The sequence below is a fragment of the Acutalibacter intestini genome (genome assembly GCF_034334985.1).
In the GTDB taxonomy this organism is placed as follows: Bacteria; Bacillota; Clostridia; order Oscillospirales; family Acutalibacteraceae; genus Acutalibacter; species Acutalibacter intestini.
Genome location: NZ_JAWXXL010000002.1, coordinates 147,521 through 165,361 on the forward strand (window position 1 = coordinate 147,521; position 17,841 = coordinate 165,361).

At 54.3% G+C, this 17,841-nt stretch carries 28 protein-coding genes; 27 read left to right on the top strand and 1 reads right to left on the bottom strand.

What is annotated here, in order from left to right; genetic code table 11:
* The first annotated feature begins 4 nt into the window (after positions 1–4).
* The 27 genes from U8U68_RS03170 to U8U68_RS03300 all read left to right on the top strand — a co-directional run bounded on the left by U8U68_RS03170 (position 5) and on the right by U8U68_RS03300 (position 17,208).
* Positions 5–190, top strand: coding sequence for a hypothetical protein (locus tag U8U68_RS03170; protein ID WP_160578465.1), 186 nt, complete (start codon positions 5–7; stop codon positions 188–190).
* Entirely contained in the window at positions 187–408 is a 222-nt protein-coding gene (locus tag U8U68_RS03175) for a hypothetical protein (protein WP_160265545.1), read from the top strand. The genes U8U68_RS03170 and U8U68_RS03175 overlap by 4 nt, the downstream gene beginning before the upstream one ends.
* Positions 405–1,115 carry an HD domain-containing protein gene (locus U8U68_RS03180; protein WP_322199405.1) on the top strand — a complete coding sequence of 237 codons (711 nt, stop codon included), beginning with the start codon at positions 405–407 and terminating at the stop codon, positions 1,113–1,115. Before U8U68_RS03175 ends, U8U68_RS03180 begins: the two co-directional genes overlap by 4 nt.
* A 3-nt stretch (positions 1,116–1,118) precedes the next feature.
* On the top strand, positions 1,119–1,766 hold the full coding sequence (locus U8U68_RS03185; protein ID WP_322199406.1) for a Holliday junction resolvase RecU: 648 nt from the start codon (positions 1,119–1,121) through the stop codon (positions 1,764–1,766).
* Between the two features lie 103 nt (positions 1,767–1,869).
* On the top strand, positions 1,870–2,556 hold the full coding sequence (locus U8U68_RS03190) for a DNA methyltransferase (protein ID WP_322199407.1): 687 nt from the start codon (positions 1,870–1,872) through the stop codon (positions 2,554–2,556).
* Positions 2,553–2,849 (top strand): hypothetical protein, encoded by a 297-nt coding sequence (locus U8U68_RS03195; RefSeq protein WP_322199408.1) that lies wholly within the window; start codon positions 2,553–2,555, stop codon positions 2,847–2,849. The genes U8U68_RS03190 and U8U68_RS03195 overlap by 4 nt, the downstream gene beginning before the upstream one ends.
* 14 nt (positions 2,850–2,863) lie before the next feature.
* Positions 2,864–3,076: a hypothetical protein gene (locus U8U68_RS03200; RefSeq protein WP_322199409.1), complete on the top strand. Its 213-nt coding sequence runs from the start codon at positions 2,864–2,866 to the stop codon at positions 3,074–3,076.
* A gap of 2 nt (positions 3,077–3,078) precedes the next feature.
* The gene (locus U8U68_RS03205; protein ID WP_322199410.1) at positions 3,079–3,318 is read left to right on the top strand and encodes a hypothetical protein; all 240 of its coding nucleotides are present in this window, start codon (positions 3,079–3,081) and stop codon (positions 3,316–3,318) included.
* Positions 3,315–3,773, top strand: coding sequence for a DNA N-6-adenine-methyltransferase (locus U8U68_RS03210; protein ID WP_322199411.1), 459 nt, complete (start codon positions 3,315–3,317; stop codon positions 3,771–3,773). The genes U8U68_RS03205 and U8U68_RS03210 overlap by 4 nt, the downstream gene beginning before the upstream one ends.
* Positions 3,770–4,183: an ASCH domain-containing protein gene (locus U8U68_RS03215; protein WP_322199412.1), complete on the top strand. Its 414-nt coding sequence runs from the start codon at positions 3,770–3,772 to the stop codon at positions 4,181–4,183. Before U8U68_RS03210 ends, U8U68_RS03215 begins: the two co-directional genes overlap by 4 nt.
* On the top strand, positions 4,180–4,788 hold the full coding sequence (locus U8U68_RS03220; RefSeq protein WP_120428229.1) for a hypothetical protein: 609 nt from the start codon (positions 4,180–4,182) through the stop codon (positions 4,786–4,788). Before U8U68_RS03215 ends, U8U68_RS03220 begins: the two co-directional genes overlap by 4 nt.
* A gap of 18 nt (positions 4,789–4,806) precedes the next feature.
* The gene (locus tag U8U68_RS03225) at positions 4,807–5,274 is read left to right on the top strand and encodes a hypothetical protein (RefSeq protein WP_322199413.1); all 468 of its coding nucleotides are present in this window, start codon (positions 4,807–4,809) and stop codon (positions 5,272–5,274) included.
* The gene (locus U8U68_RS03230) at positions 5,271–5,489 is read left to right on the top strand and encodes a hypothetical protein (protein WP_322199414.1); all 219 of its coding nucleotides are present in this window, start codon (positions 5,271–5,273) and stop codon (positions 5,487–5,489) included. Before U8U68_RS03225 ends, U8U68_RS03230 begins: the two co-directional genes overlap by 4 nt.
* A gap of 45 nt (positions 5,490–5,534) precedes the next feature.
* The gene (locus U8U68_RS03235) at positions 5,535–6,305 is read left to right on the top strand and encodes a ParA family protein (protein ID WP_322199415.1); all 771 of its coding nucleotides are present in this window, start codon (positions 5,535–5,537) and stop codon (positions 6,303–6,305) included.
* Between the two features lie 33 nt (positions 6,306–6,338).
* A complete protein-coding gene (locus U8U68_RS03240) occupies positions 6,339–7,523 on the top strand; it encodes a ParB/RepB/Spo0J family partition protein (RefSeq protein ID WP_322199416.1) in 1,185 nt (394 codons plus the stop codon).
* A 10-nt stretch (positions 7,524–7,533) separates the two neighbouring features.
* Positions 7,534–7,866 carry a hypothetical protein gene (locus U8U68_RS03245; protein ID WP_322199417.1) on the top strand — a complete coding sequence of 111 codons (333 nt, stop codon included), beginning with the start codon at positions 7,534–7,536 and terminating at the stop codon, positions 7,864–7,866.
* 27 nt (positions 7,867–7,893) lie between these two features.
* Positions 7,894–8,367, top strand: a complete 474-nt coding sequence (locus U8U68_RS03250) for a hypothetical protein (RefSeq protein ID WP_322199418.1) — start codon at positions 7,894–7,896, stop codon at positions 8,365–8,367.
* A gap of 198 nt (positions 8,368–8,565) precedes the next feature.
* Positions 8,566–9,504, top strand: coding sequence for a phage terminase small subunit (gene terS, locus U8U68_RS03255; RefSeq protein ID WP_322199419.1), 939 nt, complete (start codon positions 8,566–8,568; stop codon positions 9,502–9,504).
* 172 nt (positions 9,505–9,676) lie between these two features.
* Complete coding sequence (locus U8U68_RS03260) at positions 9,677–10,171, top strand: hypothetical protein (RefSeq protein WP_120428237.1); 495 nt, start codon at positions 9,677–9,679, stop codon at positions 10,169–10,171.
* A complete protein-coding gene (locus tag U8U68_RS03265) occupies positions 10,152–11,972 on the top strand; it encodes a phage terminase large subunit family protein (protein WP_322199420.1) in 1,821 nt (606 codons plus the stop codon). Before U8U68_RS03260 ends, U8U68_RS03265 begins: the two co-directional genes overlap by 20 nt.
* On the top strand, positions 11,973–12,215 hold the full coding sequence (locus U8U68_RS03270) for a DUF6148 family protein (RefSeq protein WP_322199421.1): 243 nt from the start codon (positions 11,973–11,975) through the stop codon (positions 12,213–12,215).
* A 19-nt stretch (positions 12,216–12,234) separates the two neighbouring features.
* A complete protein-coding gene (locus tag U8U68_RS03275) occupies positions 12,235–13,794 on the top strand; it encodes a phage portal protein (RefSeq protein WP_322199422.1) in 1,560 nt (519 codons plus the stop codon).
* A complete protein-coding gene (locus U8U68_RS03280; protein WP_322199423.1) occupies positions 13,739–14,899 on the top strand; it encodes a head maturation protease, ClpP-related in 1,161 nt (386 codons plus the stop codon). Before U8U68_RS03275 ends, U8U68_RS03280 begins: the two co-directional genes overlap by 56 nt.
* Before the next feature lie 13 nt (positions 14,900–14,912).
* Positions 14,913–15,236, top strand: coding sequence for a hypothetical protein (locus tag U8U68_RS03285; RefSeq protein WP_322199424.1), 324 nt, complete (start codon positions 14,913–14,915; stop codon positions 15,234–15,236).
* A 15-nt stretch (positions 15,237–15,251) separates the two neighbouring features.
* A complete protein-coding gene (locus U8U68_RS03290) occupies positions 15,252–16,310 on the top strand; it encodes a major capsid protein (RefSeq protein WP_322199425.1) in 1,059 nt (352 codons plus the stop codon).
* A complete protein-coding gene (locus U8U68_RS03295; RefSeq protein ID WP_322199426.1) occupies positions 16,307–16,645 on the top strand; it encodes a hypothetical protein in 339 nt (112 codons plus the stop codon). Before U8U68_RS03290 ends, U8U68_RS03295 begins: the two co-directional genes overlap by 4 nt.
* On the top strand, positions 16,642–17,208 hold the full coding sequence (locus U8U68_RS03300) for a phage tail protein (protein ID WP_322199427.1): 567 nt from the start codon (positions 16,642–16,644) through the stop codon (positions 17,206–17,208). Before U8U68_RS03295 ends, U8U68_RS03300 begins: the two co-directional genes overlap by 4 nt.
* Before the next feature lies 1 nt (position 17,209).
* Here U8U68_RS03300 and U8U68_RS03305 read toward each other — a convergent pair whose 3' ends face one another.
* A complete protein-coding gene (locus tag U8U68_RS03305) occupies positions 17,210–17,797 on the bottom strand; it encodes a BRCT domain-containing protein (RefSeq protein ID WP_322199428.1) in 588 nt (195 codons plus the stop codon).
* Positions 17,798–17,841: the final 44 nt, after the last annotated feature.

Below are 17,841 nucleotides of genomic sequence, written 5' to 3' on the forward strand. Positions count from 1 at the left end.
TATCATGGGAAAGCCTTACAGGGAATGCCCCCATTGCGGGGCGCATTTGGACGCGGGCGAACGGTGCGATTGCGGGGAACCTGAACAACAGGAACAGACCGCGGCGGAAGAACGACCGCGAATGCGGCTGATTGCCGTTTGCCGGGAAGTGGACAAGGACACGGGCAGAATCGCCGTTATCTGCTTGTGACAAAGGACATCGAAAACGCCGCATACCGTGTCGAGCGGCTAAAGCGGTTAAAGGGTATCAACCTTTACGCACAGGCGGAGCGGAACGACCGAAAAGGCATTGTTCCGAACGCATTACAAAAAGAGTTCGCCCAGCGGTTTGTCTATGGGCGGTGCTATCTGAAAGAAAGCTGGGCCGAATACCTGACCCGGCATAAAGAAAAGAGGTTGCGGCAATGACGAACGCAAAACGCTTCAAGGAAATTTTCGTGTCGCAGATTGACCGCCCCGGCGCGGCTGATCTGATAGCATGGCTTGAAAGCACAGACTTTTTCACAGCCCCAGCAAGCACAAAACATCACGGCGCATTCCCCGGCGGGCTTGTCGGTCACAGTCTGAACGTATATTACGAACTGATTACACGGCAGAACGTCGGAACCCCGGAAAGCCGGGCCGTTTGCGCCCTACTGCATGACATTTGCAAGGCGGACTATTACGAACCGCAGGACGGCGGCGGGTATCAGGTGAAAGACCGCTTCCCGTTCGGACACGGTGAAAAGTCGGTTTTCCTGATTTCGCGGTTTATGCGGCTGACCGATGAAGAAGCCCTTGCAATCCGCTGGCACATGGGAGCGTATGACGACGCGGCCCGCGGCGGAAGCCGGACACTTTCGGCGGCAATGGCGGTTTCCCCTCTTGTCTATGAACTTCACGCGGCGGACATGAGGGCGACACAGCAGGAACAGCGACAGGAAGCGGGGGCAGAAAGCGGCGGGGGCTTGATATGCGCCGTATGCGGAAAGCCCGTCGAGCGGGTCAAGCCGTGCGGGTATGAACGCTGGCACGGGCAAGTTACTTGCGACGAATGTTGCGAAGAATGCTTTCGATCAGAGCCGTTCCCGTGCCGCGATCACGACGAACGAATGAAAGAGAAATCGGAGGGATAGCAAATGCAGATCGACAAGCGGCGTGCGGCCTTGCAGTATCAAAACAAGGTCAACAACGCGCAGGGGCATTTTTTCGAGGGGGCCATAAAAGCCGCGTGCGCCCTGTATTCGGAGCGGGAGCGGGCCGACGTGGACAAGACCCCCGAACCGTTCCGCGTCATGGAGAAAAGCCGCGACGGGATTTTCAAGGGGCGGTTCACAGCCCGCGCCCAGCCGGACTTTCAAGGAACCCTTGCGGGCGGGCGGTCAATCGTCTTTGAAGCAAAGTACACAACGACCGACCGCATGAAACGGGACGTTCTGACAAAGGAACAGCAGGACGCGCTGGAGCGTCACGCCGCCCGCGGTGCGCTTGCCGCGGTATGCGCCGGAATCGGCGACAAGTTCTTTTTCGTGCCGTGGCAAATGTGGCGGGATATGAAACAGCTTTACGGGCGAAAGTATGTGACCGCGGCAGACCTTGAACCGTTGCGCGTCCGATTTAACGGCGCGGTTCTGTTTTTGGACTACGCACACGACGTTGGCGGGCGGTGGATTTCCGGGGCGGATTGTGACATGGAGAAATGGAGGGTCAAAGACAATGCAAAAGCAGAAACAGCACAAGCGGAAATTAACGGTTCGGGTCACGCCGCAAACGGCGTTCAACCTTGAACGGCTTATGCAGATCAGCGGGCAGAAAACGCCGGGCCGGGTGGTTGACAAGCTGGTTCGGGAGAAAATGCTGGCGTTAAGGGGCCGCGGGGAGGAATGAGCCGTGTTTGACCTGAACCGCCTTTATAACGCTGATTGCATGGAAGCAATGCAGGAGATTCCCGACAAGTTCTTTCAGCTTGCTATATGCGATCCGCCTTACGGTATCGGGCATGACGGACAGCGCAAGCGGGTACATAACAACGTGAAGCACAACCGCAAGTTTCACGCCCGCAAGGGATGGGACAGAGAAACGCCGCCGCCTGAATACTTCCGCGAACTGGAACGGGTTTCGGAAAATCAAATAATTTTCGGCGGGAATTACTTTGTCCCCATGCCGACCCGTGGGACAAAGGGCTGGGTGGTTTGGGATAAAGGCCAGCACGGGCTATCAATGAGCGATTGCGAACTTGCCTATTCGTCCTTTGACTGTCCGACGCGGGTTGTCGTTATCAATCGGGCTGAACTGCAACGAGACGGGGACACCATACACCCGACACAAAAGCCCATCCGCCTGTATGAATGGATTTTGCAGAACTACGCCCGCCCCGGCGACAGAATCCTTGACACACACGCCGGGAGCGCGTCAAGCCTGATTGCGTGCTGGCGGCAGGGGTTCGAGTTCGTCGGCTTTGAGATTGACCGCGACTATTACAAGAAAGCGGCGGAGCGGTTAGCGTTGGAAATGGCACAAATTCGCCTTTGGGACTATGACACACAAACAAAGATCGAAACGGAGGAATCGACATGAGAGCGGGAGCAATTCTAATTGTCGTCTATTGGGCGATATTCACGGTGAAAAGGCACTTCACGCCGCGCCTGACAGCGGCTATAAAGGCGAACACGTATGACCTGAACAGGAATGACCCGGAAGCAAAGCGGGCCGCACAGCGCAAGCGTGGGCCGCTTACGGCGGCAAAATGGGCCTTGCGTGCGACGGGGTGGCTTGAAAATATCGTGATTGCCCTTGTTTTGGCATGGCTTGTGTTCATCGTCGGCGCGGTGCTGACTGGAACCGTCGTCGTATTCGGGAAACCGTTGTAAGGGAGGTGGCGACGGTGAAATATCAGGAATGCGCGAAATGTGGAAAGCAGATTGCAGAGGGCGAAACCGTTTGCCCGTGTTGCTTGAAAGAAACCGCGGAAGCCGCGGCCCGTGAATTGTGGGATATTGCAAAGATTTTAGAAATCACAGCAGGAACAGACGCAAACATTCGGGACGCGGCGCGGGGTATCACAAGCATTGCGGAGAAGTTAGAAAGGGGGAAATAATCATGGAGTTTATCAGATTCATTCTTTCGGGGTTCTGGACATGGGCCGGGTTCCTGATTCTGCTTGTAGCGGCGGGAAACGCCGCCGCGGAGATCGTCAAGGGCATTTGCCCGCGCCGGAAAATCGACGCATACCGAATCGGGGAACGCTGGCACGTCCAGATTGAGGGCGCACGCCGCGGCGACGTTGCCGAAATGCTGAAAGCGGCGGGAGCGGCAGACGACACGGGGGTGGGCGTATGAATGCCGCGCTTTTCAGCAGTAAGAAGATGGACTATTGCACGCCGCAAGCCTTTTTCGACGCGCTGAACCGGGAATTTCATTTCACCCTTGACGCGGCGGCAACGGCAAAAAGCGCGAAATGCCCCACATACTACACGCCCGAAACCGACGGGCTGAAAAGCCCGTGGAAAGTTGCGGGGGGGGGTGCTGTATTCTGCAACCCTCCATACGGGCGCGAAGTTGGCAAGTGGGTTCGCAAAGCCTATGAGGAAGCGCAGGGCGGCGCGACCGTCGTTTTGCTGATTCCGGCCCGGACGGACACAACATACTTTCACGACTACATATACGGGAAAGCTGAAATCAGGTTCATTCGCGGGCGGTTGCGCTTCACCGATGAAGAGGGCAACGCATACGCCCCCGCCCCGTTCCCGTCAATGGTGGTTGTCTACAATGGAGAAAAGGAGGTTCAGACGTGAAAGCCTACACGGTATATCAGCCCTACGCATACGCGACCGTTGCGGGGCTGAAACATTACGAAACCCGCCCGCAGCGGACAAGCATTCGGGGCCGCGTCGCGGTTCATGCGGGGAAAGCAGAATTGAAGCGTGCAACAATGGGGCTTTCAGATAATGAATTTTGGGGCCTTATGCAAGCCGTCGGCGGGAAAACGGTATTGCCGCTGGGCGCAGTTGTCGGCACGGTTGAAATTGTCGATTGCGTCCCCGTGGAAGAGATCATGCACAAACTGACCGAGCGGGAGCGGGTGCTGGGCGACTATTCGCCGGGGCGGTTCGCATGGGTGCTTCAAAACCCCGTTATGTTCGACAAGCCTATTCCGGCCCGCGGCAAGCAAGGCTGGTGGAATTGGGAGGGGGACGCGGAATGAAACTGAAAAAGGTTGTCGCCCTATGCAATAAAGCAAAGGGGTTCCGCCTGTTTGACAAGCTGGACAGCACGGGGGAAATCACGCAATGGCTGGGCGACGGTTACGCGATATACCCTTTGATCGGGCTTCCCATACTGGACGAAGAAACCCTTTGCGCCGTGTTCGACATATCGGAGAAACAGCGGGAAAACATCGTTGTTCGGCGATCTGAAATGCCGGAAGCGGTCAACGTGGACGACACAGACCCGGCGGAGCGGGTTTTGCGCGACGACGACTTTTCGATCATCTACGGCGGCGCGGAACTGCAACCGCTAAAGACCCGAAACGGAATCACGTTCATTCAGAGGAAATACCTTGCCCCGTTGGAGGACGTGCTGGACATGGTGCAACTATACGAGCGGGTCACGCCGGACGGTCAAAGCTATATTGCGGCAAAAGCGGGCCTTTTGCTTGCGGCGGTTATCTTCCCTTACAAAGTCGTGAATGAAAAGTTCGTAACGCGCCTTGAAGAAATGGCGCGGGAATGCCGCAAGGTGCTTGACGCGCCGCCGCCCGTCCGCCCATTGGAGCGGGACGACACGCAAGGGAACCTATTTGAAGCATAACAAGGACGGTGAAAATAAATGACTTATCAACCGAAAGTTATACGTTGCCGCCTGAAAACGGGCGGTAAGACCATTCAGGACCTACGGGAGCAATACGCCGGGCAGGGGTTGACCTACCGGGACTTTGAGAACATCCAGAAAGCAAATGAACAGTTTGACGGTTTGGTGGTTCGCCTTACCCTTTGGGAGTACGACAACGGCGAATATTACCACCTGTACGATTGGAGCAAGGCCGACGACGAAAGAATGATGATGGGAATTTATTACGCCGAACAGACCCACCCATTCCCCCGGTACAAAAACGATTTTGAATCATTCAAGCGCGTTTGGATGATCGGGGACTATGACCCAGGAAGCGCCTTTGTTTTTCGCCGGGAGGACGTGGAAGAACTGGAAGTGATAAAGGAAGAGGAAAAGCGGCAGGAACCTACGCCGCCCACCTACCCCATAAAGAAGAAAAAGAAGAAAGGCAGGAAAAAGAAATGATTCAAGCGCAGTTTAACGCGTTTTGCCCCTTTGAGATCGGCGACAAACTCAAAGACACAACGGGGACGGTTCACACGATCACGGACATTGCTTGCGTTCACTACGTCCGCACGGGAAAGGTTGAATTTCGGTTTGAACTGGACCGTTCCGGGCAGTATGCGCCGATTGAGGTTAAAGACGCGCCGGGAGTGCGCTTTCGGCTGATTCAGCACTAACCCCGCCGCCCGGCGGGTCAAAAATAAAAACAGGAGGTTTGCACGGTGAAAATCATTTCAATTATCAACCTGAAAGGCGGCGTTGCAAAGACGCTGACCGCGGACAACATGGCCCACGTTCTGGCAGTTTTCCACAGTAAGCGGGTGTTGATTGTGGATAACGACAAGCAGGGCAACACGTCAAAAATGTTCGGGGTTCATTCCTACGACGACAAGAGCATTTCGGACGTACTGACCGCGCGGCGGCTGGATATTCACGAAGCCATAAAGAAAACGCGGTTCGAGGGAATCGACGTATTGCCCGCCAATATGACGCTGATTCGCGCGAACCTTGAAGTCATGATGGACAGTACCCGTCCGCAACAAACGCGCTTGCGGGCCGCGCTGGACCCCATAGCGGGCGAATATGACTATTGCTTGATAGACAACGCCCCCGACATCAACATTTCGACCATTAACGCCCTTGTCGCGTCCGACGACGTGATTATTCCGATCAAGATTGACAAATACGCCTTTGACGGTTTGGCGGAACTGAAAGAGCAGATCGAGGACACGCGGGACGACCTGAACCCGCGCTTGCGGCTGGCGGGTTGCCTGATTACCTGTTTTCAGCGGACAGACGCGGACAAGCAGGGGGAAGAGTGGTTGCGAAGCCAGCCCGAATACCCGGTTTTCGACACGCACATTCGCTATTCGGAGAAAGTGACGGAAAGCACCTTTGCAGAATCTCCCATTGCAGAATATAGTCGTCGGAGCGGGGCCGCAATGGACTATATAGCATTTGTGCGGGAATATTTGGAGCGCGGCAAGAAATGACGTGTCCGAATCGGACAGAAAGGGGCGTACATTATGGCAAGATTCAATCTGAATCAGATTTTAAGCGACGCGTCGAAAGCGGCGGCAAGCGGCGGGGAGCCTATCCCCCGCCCCGCTGAAAGCCGGATTGAAAGAATCAGCGTCTTTGACCTTGTGCCGTCGGAAGAAAATTTCTATTCCATGCGGGAGATCGACGAACTGAAAGCGGCAATCGAAATCGCCGGAAAGGTCCTGCAAAACCTTGTCGTCGTGCCGATGGACGGCGGGAAATATAAGGTCATAGCGGGACACAGGCGGCGGCTTGCGTCGATTGCCCTTGTGGAAGAGGGAAAGCCGCAATTCGAGTTTGTACCGTGCGACATTGAGCCGAACGAAGAAGCGGCGGAAGATCAGGAAGTGCGCGACGGCCTTATGCTGATTGTCACAAATTCACAGCGGGAGAAAACCGCATGGGACAAGATCGAAGAAGTGCGGTTCTTGCGGGAAGTGCTGGAGAAAGCACGCACAAAGCCCCGTTTCGTCGCCGTCCTGCAAAACATCGTTGCAACGGCGTTCGGCGGTGCAGAGGTTCAGGCGGACGGGACGCGGGACTTTATCGCAAAGGTACTTCATACCAGCACAACACAGATCGGGAGGTATGACGCGATTATTCGGAACCTTTGCCCCGCATTCAAAGCAGAGTTGCAAGAGGACCGCATAAATATTTCGACGGCCTATGAACTTTCCGGCCTGAATCCGGCAGATCAGCAAGCGGCGTTTGAAGATTACAGGGAAAGCGGGGAAATCTCGATCAGAACCGCACGGGAGCGGAAGCAGGACACGCCGCCCGCGGCGGAAGTCAAGCAACCGCCCGCGCCCCCGATTGAATATCAGGAAGAACCGCCAGCGTCCCCCGTAAGTGCGCCACAGCCCGCCGCACAGACCACGGAAACAAAGCGGCGGGAAGAAATGCCACCCACAGCGGAAACGCCCGCAGAGGGCCGCACAGAGCCGCAGGGACAGCCGGAAGCCGAGGATAAACCGCCCGCCCCCTCTTCCCCGCCGCCTATGAGCGCGGAGCGGGCAGACAATCAAGAAATGAGCGTTGACCGCGCCGCCCTGCAATTAAAGAATCTGCTGGAATACTGCATGGGGAAAGGGGAATCTTTCGACCATTCGCGGGACTGGACGGCAGACGTTCACGCCCTCTATATTGCCATTGACAAGCTGGCGGATTGAGGGTGAACCGATGAACCCGGAAAAAATATTGATTTTCGGCGGCTTTACAGAAGAAGAAGCGGAAGCGATAAAAGAAGCCGCGCGGATTTGGGCGGAACGCGTGCGAGTTGCCATAGAGGAAGCGGTGGCGGAATTTTCGCGGATTTTAACGGCGGTCGGCCCGTCTGACTTTGAAGCTTTGGACGATCTACGGAAAGAGTTGGAGGAAATCGGGAGAGAAAGCCGCGCACAGCGGCGGAAGATGGAGCGGAGCCGGGCGCAGGACATAGAACAGCGATACCGGGCGGAAATCAGGCGGTGCGAACGGGAAAGGCCCTATCGCCGGATATACAAGCCGCCCTAAAAGCAGACACAGGAGGAAAAACAGACGATGAAGCGGGAAAAGGTTATTTCGGTTTTGCGGTTTTACCGTGACATTGAAAAATCAATCAAACTGAACGAGCGGGTTATAAAGAACCTTGAAGATCAGTATTACACGACGGTGGGCGCGGTAAATATGGACGGAATGCCCCGCGGAAGCGGCGGGGGCGAAAGCCCCGTCGAGCGGGCCGCGCTGAACATTCCCCGTTCGGTCACAAACACGATTGAAAGCTTGAATCGTGAAAACAGCAGGCTTGCAAAGATCAAGGCGGAAATTCTTTCGGAATTAAACCGCCTGACATACCATGAAAGGGCGGTTGTTTTGGGGTTCTACATAGACGGCCTACAATGGGAACAGATTTCGGCACGGGTCAATTACAGCCCCCGGCAATGCCGGAATATTCGGAACGACGCTTTGAATCGGCTTGCAAGGCTTTTTTCGCAGAACAAGGCGGTTTCGCGGTTCAATTTCCCGCAAAAATAAGATTGCCACCCATTGCCTGATTTATCTGCTATAATGGGTATCGTGATAAGTGAACACAACGAAACGGGCGGCGAAATCCTCCACGCCGCCCGCATGATAAAAAACGGACCATGTTTTGAACACGGCCCGTTTTTTATGCGCTTCCGCAAGGGTGCGCGGGGCGGAAAATGAAAAACAAACGAAAGGGGGCGCGGGCGCATGGCACGCGAAAGAAGCCCGGCGCGGGACGAAGCCCGCCGGGTGTGGCTGGAGTCCGGCGGGACCATGACCGCCCGACAGGTTGCGGAGAGCGTCGGCACGACCCCCGCGCAGGTTCGCAAGTGGAAGAGCGCGGACGGGTGGCAAGCCGCCCTTGACGCGCAGAAACCGCCCCGGAAGCGCGGCGGACAGCCGGGCAACAAGAACGCCGCGGGAGCGGGCGCGCCCACAGGGAACAGGAATGCGGAAACACACGGCGCATATACCGCGGTTCGCCTTGACGATCTCCAGCCGGAACAGCGGGCATATATTGAGGGCCTAACACTGGACACCGAAACAAATATGCTTGAAGAGTTGAAACAGCTTTTAGCAAAGGAAATCGACTTGCAAAACAAGATTGCCGCGCTTGAAGCGGCGGAGCCGGACAGCCTGTATATAGACCGCGTGGTGGAAATGAGAACGCCGAAAGGTCAAGAGCGGTTGAAGCAACAGCGCGAAAAGCTGGAAGCCCTGCAACGGGAAGAAGATTCCTTGCTTTGGGATATGGACAGCGGCGAGGGAGGAAAGCCGCCGACACGACAGCAGGAAAAGAAACTGGAACGTCTGCAAAGGGAGATTGCGGCCTTGCAGGACACCACAGGCGACAGGGCGCGGGAACTGGAAGAGAGCGCATATAATGTCACAATGCAGACGGTTATAAAAGCCAGCGCATTTGACCGAACGATGAAGCTTGAAGCAGAGTTGAACAAGATACACGGGCGCGTTATAAAACTGCTTGATTCAATCAAGGGGTATGAACTGGAATGCCGCCGGGTGCGGCTTGAAGAACGCAAGTACAACCTTGCAAAGCAAAAATTATCCGGCGCATTCGAGGTAAACCCGGAAACAGGCGAGATCGACGACGAAAGCGACGATATTTCGGACGATTTAGACGTGTGACAGCGGCCCGGCGATAGGTTCTTTCGGCAGCTGACAAAGCTTGCGGGTTCGGGCGACCCCAGCGCAGGGGCAGGGACAAAAAATTTTTGAACGCTTCCGCGGTTCGGCGGGCGTTTTTTAGGGGGAGGGGGTCAAAAAAGCGGTTCGCGCAGATCGGGAGGGGTGAAAAAACTTGAAACTTTACGACGTGAAAGCGGTTGCCCGATTTATGGACGTGTCCGAACGGCGGGTGCGGCAGTTGCGCGACGAAAAAGTGATTGCAGAGGTTCGCCCCGGCCTGTACGACCTGATCGACACAAACCGCCGCTATATAAACTACCTACGAAAGCGGAACCCGGAAAGCGAAGAAGCGATAGACTACAACACCGAGCGGGCAAAACTGGTTCGGGCGAAGCGGAAAAACGAAGAATACGAATTGCAGTTGAAAGAAAACCGACTTCATGCGTCGGAGGACATAGAAGCCGTCATGAAAGATATGTTGGTGAACTTCAAAGCGCGGCTTATGGCTATCCCCGCGAAGCTGGCCCCGGTTCTTTGCAGGAAAACGGACAGGGCGGAAATATTCAAACTGCTAAAAGAGCATATCGACGAAGCATTGCAGGAACTTTCAGACTTCAACGCCGCATTTGGAGAGGGGGCAAAGGACGATGAAGCAAGCGACGGTTGATTTGTTTTGCCGGATTTTCGCGGTTCTTGCCCCGCCGCCGGACATGACAATTTCGGAATGGGCGGACGAATACCGCCGTCTTTCGTCTGAATCGTCGGCAGAGCCGGGCCGCTGGCGCACGTCAAAGGCCCCGTATCAGAAAGAAATCATGGACGCGATATGCGACGTAAGCATTCAAAAAGTTGTCGTCATGAGCGCGGCGCAGATCGGAAAGACGGACGGGTTCATTCTAAACCCGATAGGCTATTTCATGCACTACGACCCGTCGCCGATCATGGTATTGCAACCCACTATACAGATGGGCGAATCATTCAGCAAAGACCGTCTTTCCCCCATGTTGCGCGACACCCCCGTTTTGCGGGACAAGGTAAACGACAAGGCAAGAAACAGCGGAAACACGATCTTGCAAAAGATTTTCCCCGGCGGTCATGTAACGATCGTAGGGGCAAATTCCCCGTCGTCCCTTGCTTCCCGTCCAATTCGGATATTGCTTGCCGACGAAATCGACAGATACCCGGCGACGGCGGGCAATGAGGGCGACCCCCTTTTACTTGCGGGGAAGCGGCTTACTACATTTTGGAACAAAAAAGAAGTTGACGTGTCAACGCCGACAATCAAGGGGCTTTCAAGAATCGAAGTTGAATACGAACACAGCACGCAAGAGGAATGGAACGTGCCTTGCCCAGCGTGCGGTGCGCTGACCCCTCTTGAATGGGCGAACATTGTATTTGACCCGAACGACCTTGAAGAAATTTCGTGCGTGTGTCCAGAATGCGGCGTTATATCAAGTGAAACAGAGTGGAAAGAGCATTTCGGCGGCGGAAAGTTTGTCGCACGGTTTCCCGAACGGAAAGTGCGCGGATTTCACCTGAACGCCCTTGCTTCAATGTTCGTCGAATGGCGGGAGATTGTGCAAAAGTTCATTACCGCGAACGACGAAAAAAAGAAAGGCAATATTGAACTTCTCAAAGTCTGGACGAATACCGAAATGGGGCAGACATGGGAAGAAGAGGGCGAACAGATCGAAACCGACGATCTTTACAAGCGGCGGGAAAAATATAATTGCGAAGTGCCGGAAGAAGTGCTGGTGCTGACCGCGGGCGTTGACGTGCAGGACGACCGTTTCGAGGTTGAAGTTGTCGGATGGGGCGTTGACAAGGAAAGCTGGGGTATTCGGTATCAAGCGATTTACGGCGACTTGAAATTGAAGCCCGTTTGGAATGAACTTGACGCTTTTCTTTCGCAGACGTTCACAACGGCGGACGGGCGGCGGCTGAAAATCATTTGTACTTGCGTGGATTCCGGCGGTCACTTTACGAATCAGGTTTACCGTTTCTGCAAAGAACGGACGGCCCGCCGCGTCTTTGCTATCAAAGGCAAGGGCGGCGCGGACGTGCCGTATTTCAATAGGCCGTCAACCGCAAACAGCGTAAAAACGCCATTGTTCACGATTGGAGTTGACACGGGCAAGGCGATTTTGTATCAGCGGCTGGCGGTGCAGGAAGAGGGACCGAACTACTGTCATTTTCCGAAAGACAAAGACCGGGGGTACACGCAAGAATATTTCCGGGGGCTGACCGCTGAAAAAATGGTTATGACCTACAAAAAGGGTAAAGCACAATACGTCTGGACCCTGAAAGACGGAGGGTACAAGCGAAATGAACCGCTGGACATTCGGAATTATGCGACCGTCGCGCTTGAAATTGCGAATCCTGTTTTGAAAAAGCCTGACCCGTCCGCGCCCGCGGCAACGCCGAAAAAGCGCGGCAGACGGTCCAGAACGAACGGAGGTATTCTATAAATGGCACAGGGAAGAACACGGCTTGAAATCGCACGAAAGCACCTTGACGCATGGTTAAACGCAGAATTGGAGGTTACGACACATCAAAGTTATACGATAGGTTCGCGGAGCCTGACAAAAGCGAATCTTTCGGAGATCAGGAAAGAAATTGAATACTGGACGAACGAAGTTGCCCGGCTGGAGAACATCGAAAAGCGCGGCGGCAGGAACCGCATATACAGGGCAGTTCCGCGGGACCTGTAAGAAAGGACGGTGAAACGCTTTGAACATCTTTGACAGAGCGGTTGCCGCTGTATTTCCGCAAACAGCGGTGAAACGTGCCGCGGCCCGCCGGAAACTTGAAATACTGGACAGCGGGTATAGCAATTACGGTGCGTCGCATACCAAAAAGGGCATGATCGGCTGGACATACGGCGGAGGTTCTGCGAAAGAGGACATACAAGAAAACCTTTCGACCCTCCGCCAACGTTGCCGTGATCTTTATATGGGGGTTCCCCTTGCGACGGGCGCGCTAAAAACGTGCAGAACAAACGTCGTCGGTTCCGGCCTGAAGCTGAAAAGTCAAGTCGATTATGAGGTTTTGGGAATGACAGAGGAAGCCGCGCGGGAACTTGAAAGCATGATCGAACGGGAATTTGCTTTGTGGGCTGATTCCCCGGCGTGCGATTTGGAGCGGCTGGACAATTTCTATGAATTACAGCAGCTTGCTTTCCTGAATTGGCTTATGAGCGGCGACGTTATAGCAACGCTTCCCATTACATCGCGGGTCAATATGCCCTATGACCTTAGAATCTGCCTGATTGAAGCGGACAGGTTGAGCAATCCAAACGGGACACTTGACCCGCACATTGTCGGCGGCGTTGAAACAAACGACGCGGGGGAAGTCGTCGCATACCATATCAGCAAACACCACCCTTTGTCCTACGATATGACCGAAAGGGGCTGGACGCGGGTTGAAGCATGGGGCGAAAAGACCGGGCGGCGGAACGTGATTCACATAATGAACCGGGAACGGATAGGACAGCGGCGCGGCGTGCCGTTCCTTGCCCCGGTCATTGAAGCCTTAAAGCAGTTAGGCCGCTATACAGAGGCGGAACTTGTCGCCGCCGTGGTTTCCGGCCTGTTTGCTATCTTCATCGAAAAGGAATCAGCGTCAAGCGACGGGAGTTTCGGCGAAGTCGTGTCGCCGGAAGATCAGGTGGACGCAGACGACGAAAATTCGATTGAACTTGCCCCCGGCCTGATTATGGACTTGAACGAGGGAGAAAAGGCCCACGACGTAAACCCCGGCAGGCCGAACACGGCCTTTGACGGGTTCGTGGTTGCGATATGCCGACAGATCGGCGCGGCCCTTGAAATCCCTTACGAACTGCTGGTAAAGAATTTCAATGCGTCGTATAGCGCGTCGCGGGGTGCGCTTTTGGAAGCATGGAAAATGTTCAAAATGTATCGGACATGGCTTGCGAACGATTTCTGCCAGCCGATTTATGAAGAATGGTTCGCGGAAGCCGTCGCAAAGGGAAGAATCCCCGCGCCTGGCTTTTTTAGCGACCCGATCAGGCGAAAGGCTTTCACCGGGGCGGAGTGGAACGGCCCCGCGCAGGGGCTTTTGAATCCTGTTCAGGAAGTTACAGCGGCAGAAAAGCGGGTGCAAAACGGTTTTTCGACCCGCGGGCGTGAAGCAATGGAAATGAATGGGTCCGATTATGACCGCAACATTGCACAGCTAAAACGTGAAGAAAAAGCATTGAGGGAGGTTAAACAGGATGGCACAGGAACAGAAAAGACCGAAAGCCCCGGCGCAGAGCAAGGGGAGCAATAAGCGATTTTGGGATTTCCGGGCCGCGGCGAACGAAAACGCCGCCCCGGAATTGATTTTATACGGCGATATTGCTTCCGAAACATGGTGGGGCGACGAAGTAACCCCCTTGCAGTTTACGGAGGAATTGAACGCGCTGGGGAACGTCCCTGAAATCGTCGTGCGAATCAACAGCGGCGGCGGGGACGTGTTCGCCGCAAATGCCATTTATACCCGGCTGAAAGACAATGCGGCGAAAATCACGGTCAAGATCGACGGCTGGGCCGCGTCCGCGGCGACAATCGTTGCAATGGCGGGCGACGTGATCGAAATTCCGGGAAACGGCGTGTTCATGGTGCATGACCCGTCAATCGGCCTTTTAGGTTACTTCAACGAAACCGACCTTGCGAAAGCGTCGGAAGAACTGAAAGTGATTAAGCAAAGCATTGTGAACGGCTATGCCCTGAAAACGGGCAAGACAGCGGAGAAAATCGCCGCGATCATGGCGGCGGAAACATGGTTTGACGGGAAACAGGCGGTTGACGCTGGCTTTTGTGATCGGCTTATGTTCGAGGAAGCAGACACGACCGTTGAAAACGCCGCAAAGGTTATTGTAAACAGCGTTTCAATGAACCTTGAACAATTCCCGAATATGCCCGTTTCGTTGTTAAACCGCCTTGCGGCCCACACGCCGGGCGGTTTTTCAAATACAAAATTAAAAACAGAACCGAAAAGGAGCGATCAGAACATGGACGGAATTAAGGACATAAAGACGGTTGCCGACCTGAAAGCGGCTTTTCCTGAACTGACAAAGCAGATCGAGGAAGCGGCAACCGCGGCGGAGCGCACGCGGATTCAGGACATTGAGGAAGTGGCACTTCCCGGCTTTGACGCTATCGTGAACGAAGCGAAGTTCACAAAGCCGACCGCGGCGGGCGACGTTGCGAAAGCAATTATCGCCGAACAGCGCAAGCAGGGCGGCAAGTACATTCAGGACCGCGCCGACGACGCGAAGAACAGCAAAGCGGGCGACGTTGGAGCGGGCGCAGGAATTGAGGGAGCGGCGGACAAGGACGACGACAAAGAGGTTGACGCGGTTCTTGACAAGCTTTTCCCCGCGGCGAAATAAGGAGGGAAACACCATGTATGAAATCCAGAAAGACCAGACAAACCCCGTGAATTTCTTTGCGGGCGACTTCCACGTTGTAACGGAAGCTGGGGACGTAAAGAGCGGCGAAACCGTCCGCAAATATGCCCCCGTTATTAAGACCGCAGACGGAATCAGCGAAGCCACGGAAAACGGGCTGGCCAATTTGCACGGTATCGCCGCAGGCAACAGCACCGACGGCGGCGTTGTGTGCTATCTGACAGGCGAATTTTTTGCCGACGCGCTGATCTTGCCGGATGGCGTAACCGTCGAAGCCCTGAAACCCGCTTTCCGCAAGCTGGGAATCTTTTTGAAGTGATAGGAGGAAAAGAAAATGGCTATTGAAAACAGCATTTACACCCCGCGCACGCTGAAAAAGATTGTGGAGCGTATGCCCCCCGTGCATACGTTTTTCCGCGACACCTTTTTCAGAACCCGCGAAACATTCGTGACAAAGAGCGTTGACGTGGATTTCAGGAAAGGAAACCGCGCCCTTGCCCCGTTCGTTCACCCGAAAATCGGCGGCAGAACTGTTCCGAACAGCGGGTATCAGACAAAGACCTATACCGCGCCCATGCTTGCCCCGAACAAAGTGACAAATACAGACGACTTGCTGGAGCGGTCCGCAGGCGAGAATCCCTATAGTGGGAAAAAGCCAGCAGAACGGGCCATTGAAAAACTGGCAAGGGATTTCCGCGAACTGGACGAAATGAACGTGCGCCGTGAAGAGTGGATGGCGGCGACCGCCCTTTTCACAGGGCAAATTCCCATTATCGGCGAGGGGCTGAACGAAGTAATCGACTTTGGTTTCAGCAATACCGAAACAATCGTCACCGCGGCGCTGAAATGGTCCGCCGACACTTCCGACCCGCTGGCGGACATTGAGCGGTGGCATGAAACCGTACAGAAAAACGGCTTCATTAACTGTAACGTCTGCGTTATGGCGAAAGACGTTGCAAATGCGTTCGTTAAGCACCCGAAAGTCAAGGACGTTCTGGACGTGCGGGCGTATGATCTGGCAGTTATCAAGCCCCGCCAGCTTCCGAACGGCGTAACCTACATCGGGACCATTCACAAGCTGGGCCTTGATATTTACCAGTATAACGAATGGTTCCTTGACGATTGGACGGACCCCGCCGCGCCGCAGGAAAAGCCGCTGGTTCCCGACGGTGCGCTGGCCTTGCTTTCCACCGAAGCGGACTATTCTATTTACTACGGCGCAATTACCATGATTCCCGAAGAGGGCAAGGGCTTTGTTACAGTCGAGGGCGACAGAGTGCCGCAGACATGGGTGGAGCGCCGCCCGGACCGCCGTTTCTTACAGTTGAACAGCCGACCGTTGACCGTGCCGCATGAAGTCAATAGCTGGTTCGTTGCAAAGGACCTTGTATGAACTTCAAGGCGCAGACCCAACGGGACTTGACAGAGGTATTCCATAACAGCGCAGAACACGCCGACGTGATAGAATTTTGGATTTCCGACACCCGCTATAAAGGGCCGGTAATCCTGGACGACGGCGGCGCGCAGGATAGGAAAAAGCCGTCTACAGACCATGTAGACGGCTTAGTTCTTATCGATCTTGTTCTGTATATTCCCCTTTCCCTACTGAAACGAACCCCGAAAAAAGGTGAACCCGTGGAGATCGGCGACGACTTTTACACGATTACAAAGGTTCACCCGGAAGCCGGGGAAATTGTGCTTTACTTGGAGGGGTTGAGCGAAGAATGATCGAGATTACAAATAAACAGATTGAGCGGGTCAACCTTATCTTGTCGGCAGTTCCCGGCGGCGCAGAAAAGGCCCTTTCAAGCGTTATCAAGAGAGCGACCAGCACTGTAAAGACAAAATCTACAAAAGCAGTTTCAGAAGTTTATGCTATATCTCAAAAGGACATCCGCGCAGAATCGAATATAACAGTAAAAACGCAAATGGCAGACGGCGGAGTTGTGGGAACCGTCCGATATGCCGGACACGCGATACCGTTATATCGTTTCAATGTGTCGCCTAAACGCCCTGCATACCACGAACAGGTTACGGCGGCGGTGAAGCGGAACAGCACGCCAACGGCGCTAATCCATGCCTTTACCGCTCAAATGAAAAGCGGGCATATTGGAATATTCGAACGAGATACAAGGCCACGCTTACCCGTTTCAGAAAAATATGGGCCGTCTGTTCCGGGAATGGCTGGCAATTTGGAAATAGTGGAGCAGGTAGAGGAAGCGGCGCAAGAAACGATTGAGAAACGCTTGGAGCATGAAATTGAACGGATTCTAAACGGTTACGGCAAGTAAGTCAAGGTGTTTCATCAAGGATGGCGTAAAATCCATCTTCCGAAATGATCTTTATGTCTTTTCCCTTGTCCCGTAGCTCTACAGCTTTTTGCACTTTACGGGACGCAACACCACCGTTTAGGGCCGACCATTCCTGGCTACCTAAAATCAGGTAGTTCATAGAGTTTACAGGGTTATCCGACGTAAGGCCGCCGCGCTTCCTGATTTCAAACAGCGCTTCCGCCCGCTCCATCTTCCATAAATCGCCGGTAATAACACACATCTTGTTACGGAACGGACTTTTTTTGACAGCAGAGAGCCGAGCCGCTGCAAGATCGGGTAAAGGGGAAACCCTTTTAGCGTTTTTATACGCTTCAACGGCACAACGTGCCGTGCCACAATTCCAGAAAAAATCACCCATACGCAAGTAAAAGTCGTATTCCGACAAGGGCGAATCTTGAAAAGCGGTGTAAAGGAGCGACAAGTCACATGAAATTCTGCCCTCAGTGGCATTGACATCGAACAGGTGGGTAAATGTGTCTGTAACTTCGTAGAGCGGTACGCCGTTAATAGAGCCATTTTCCACATGATACTTGATTTCACTAAACATCTTTCATACCTCCAGTATGCTATTGATAAGAAAAATTCTTATCT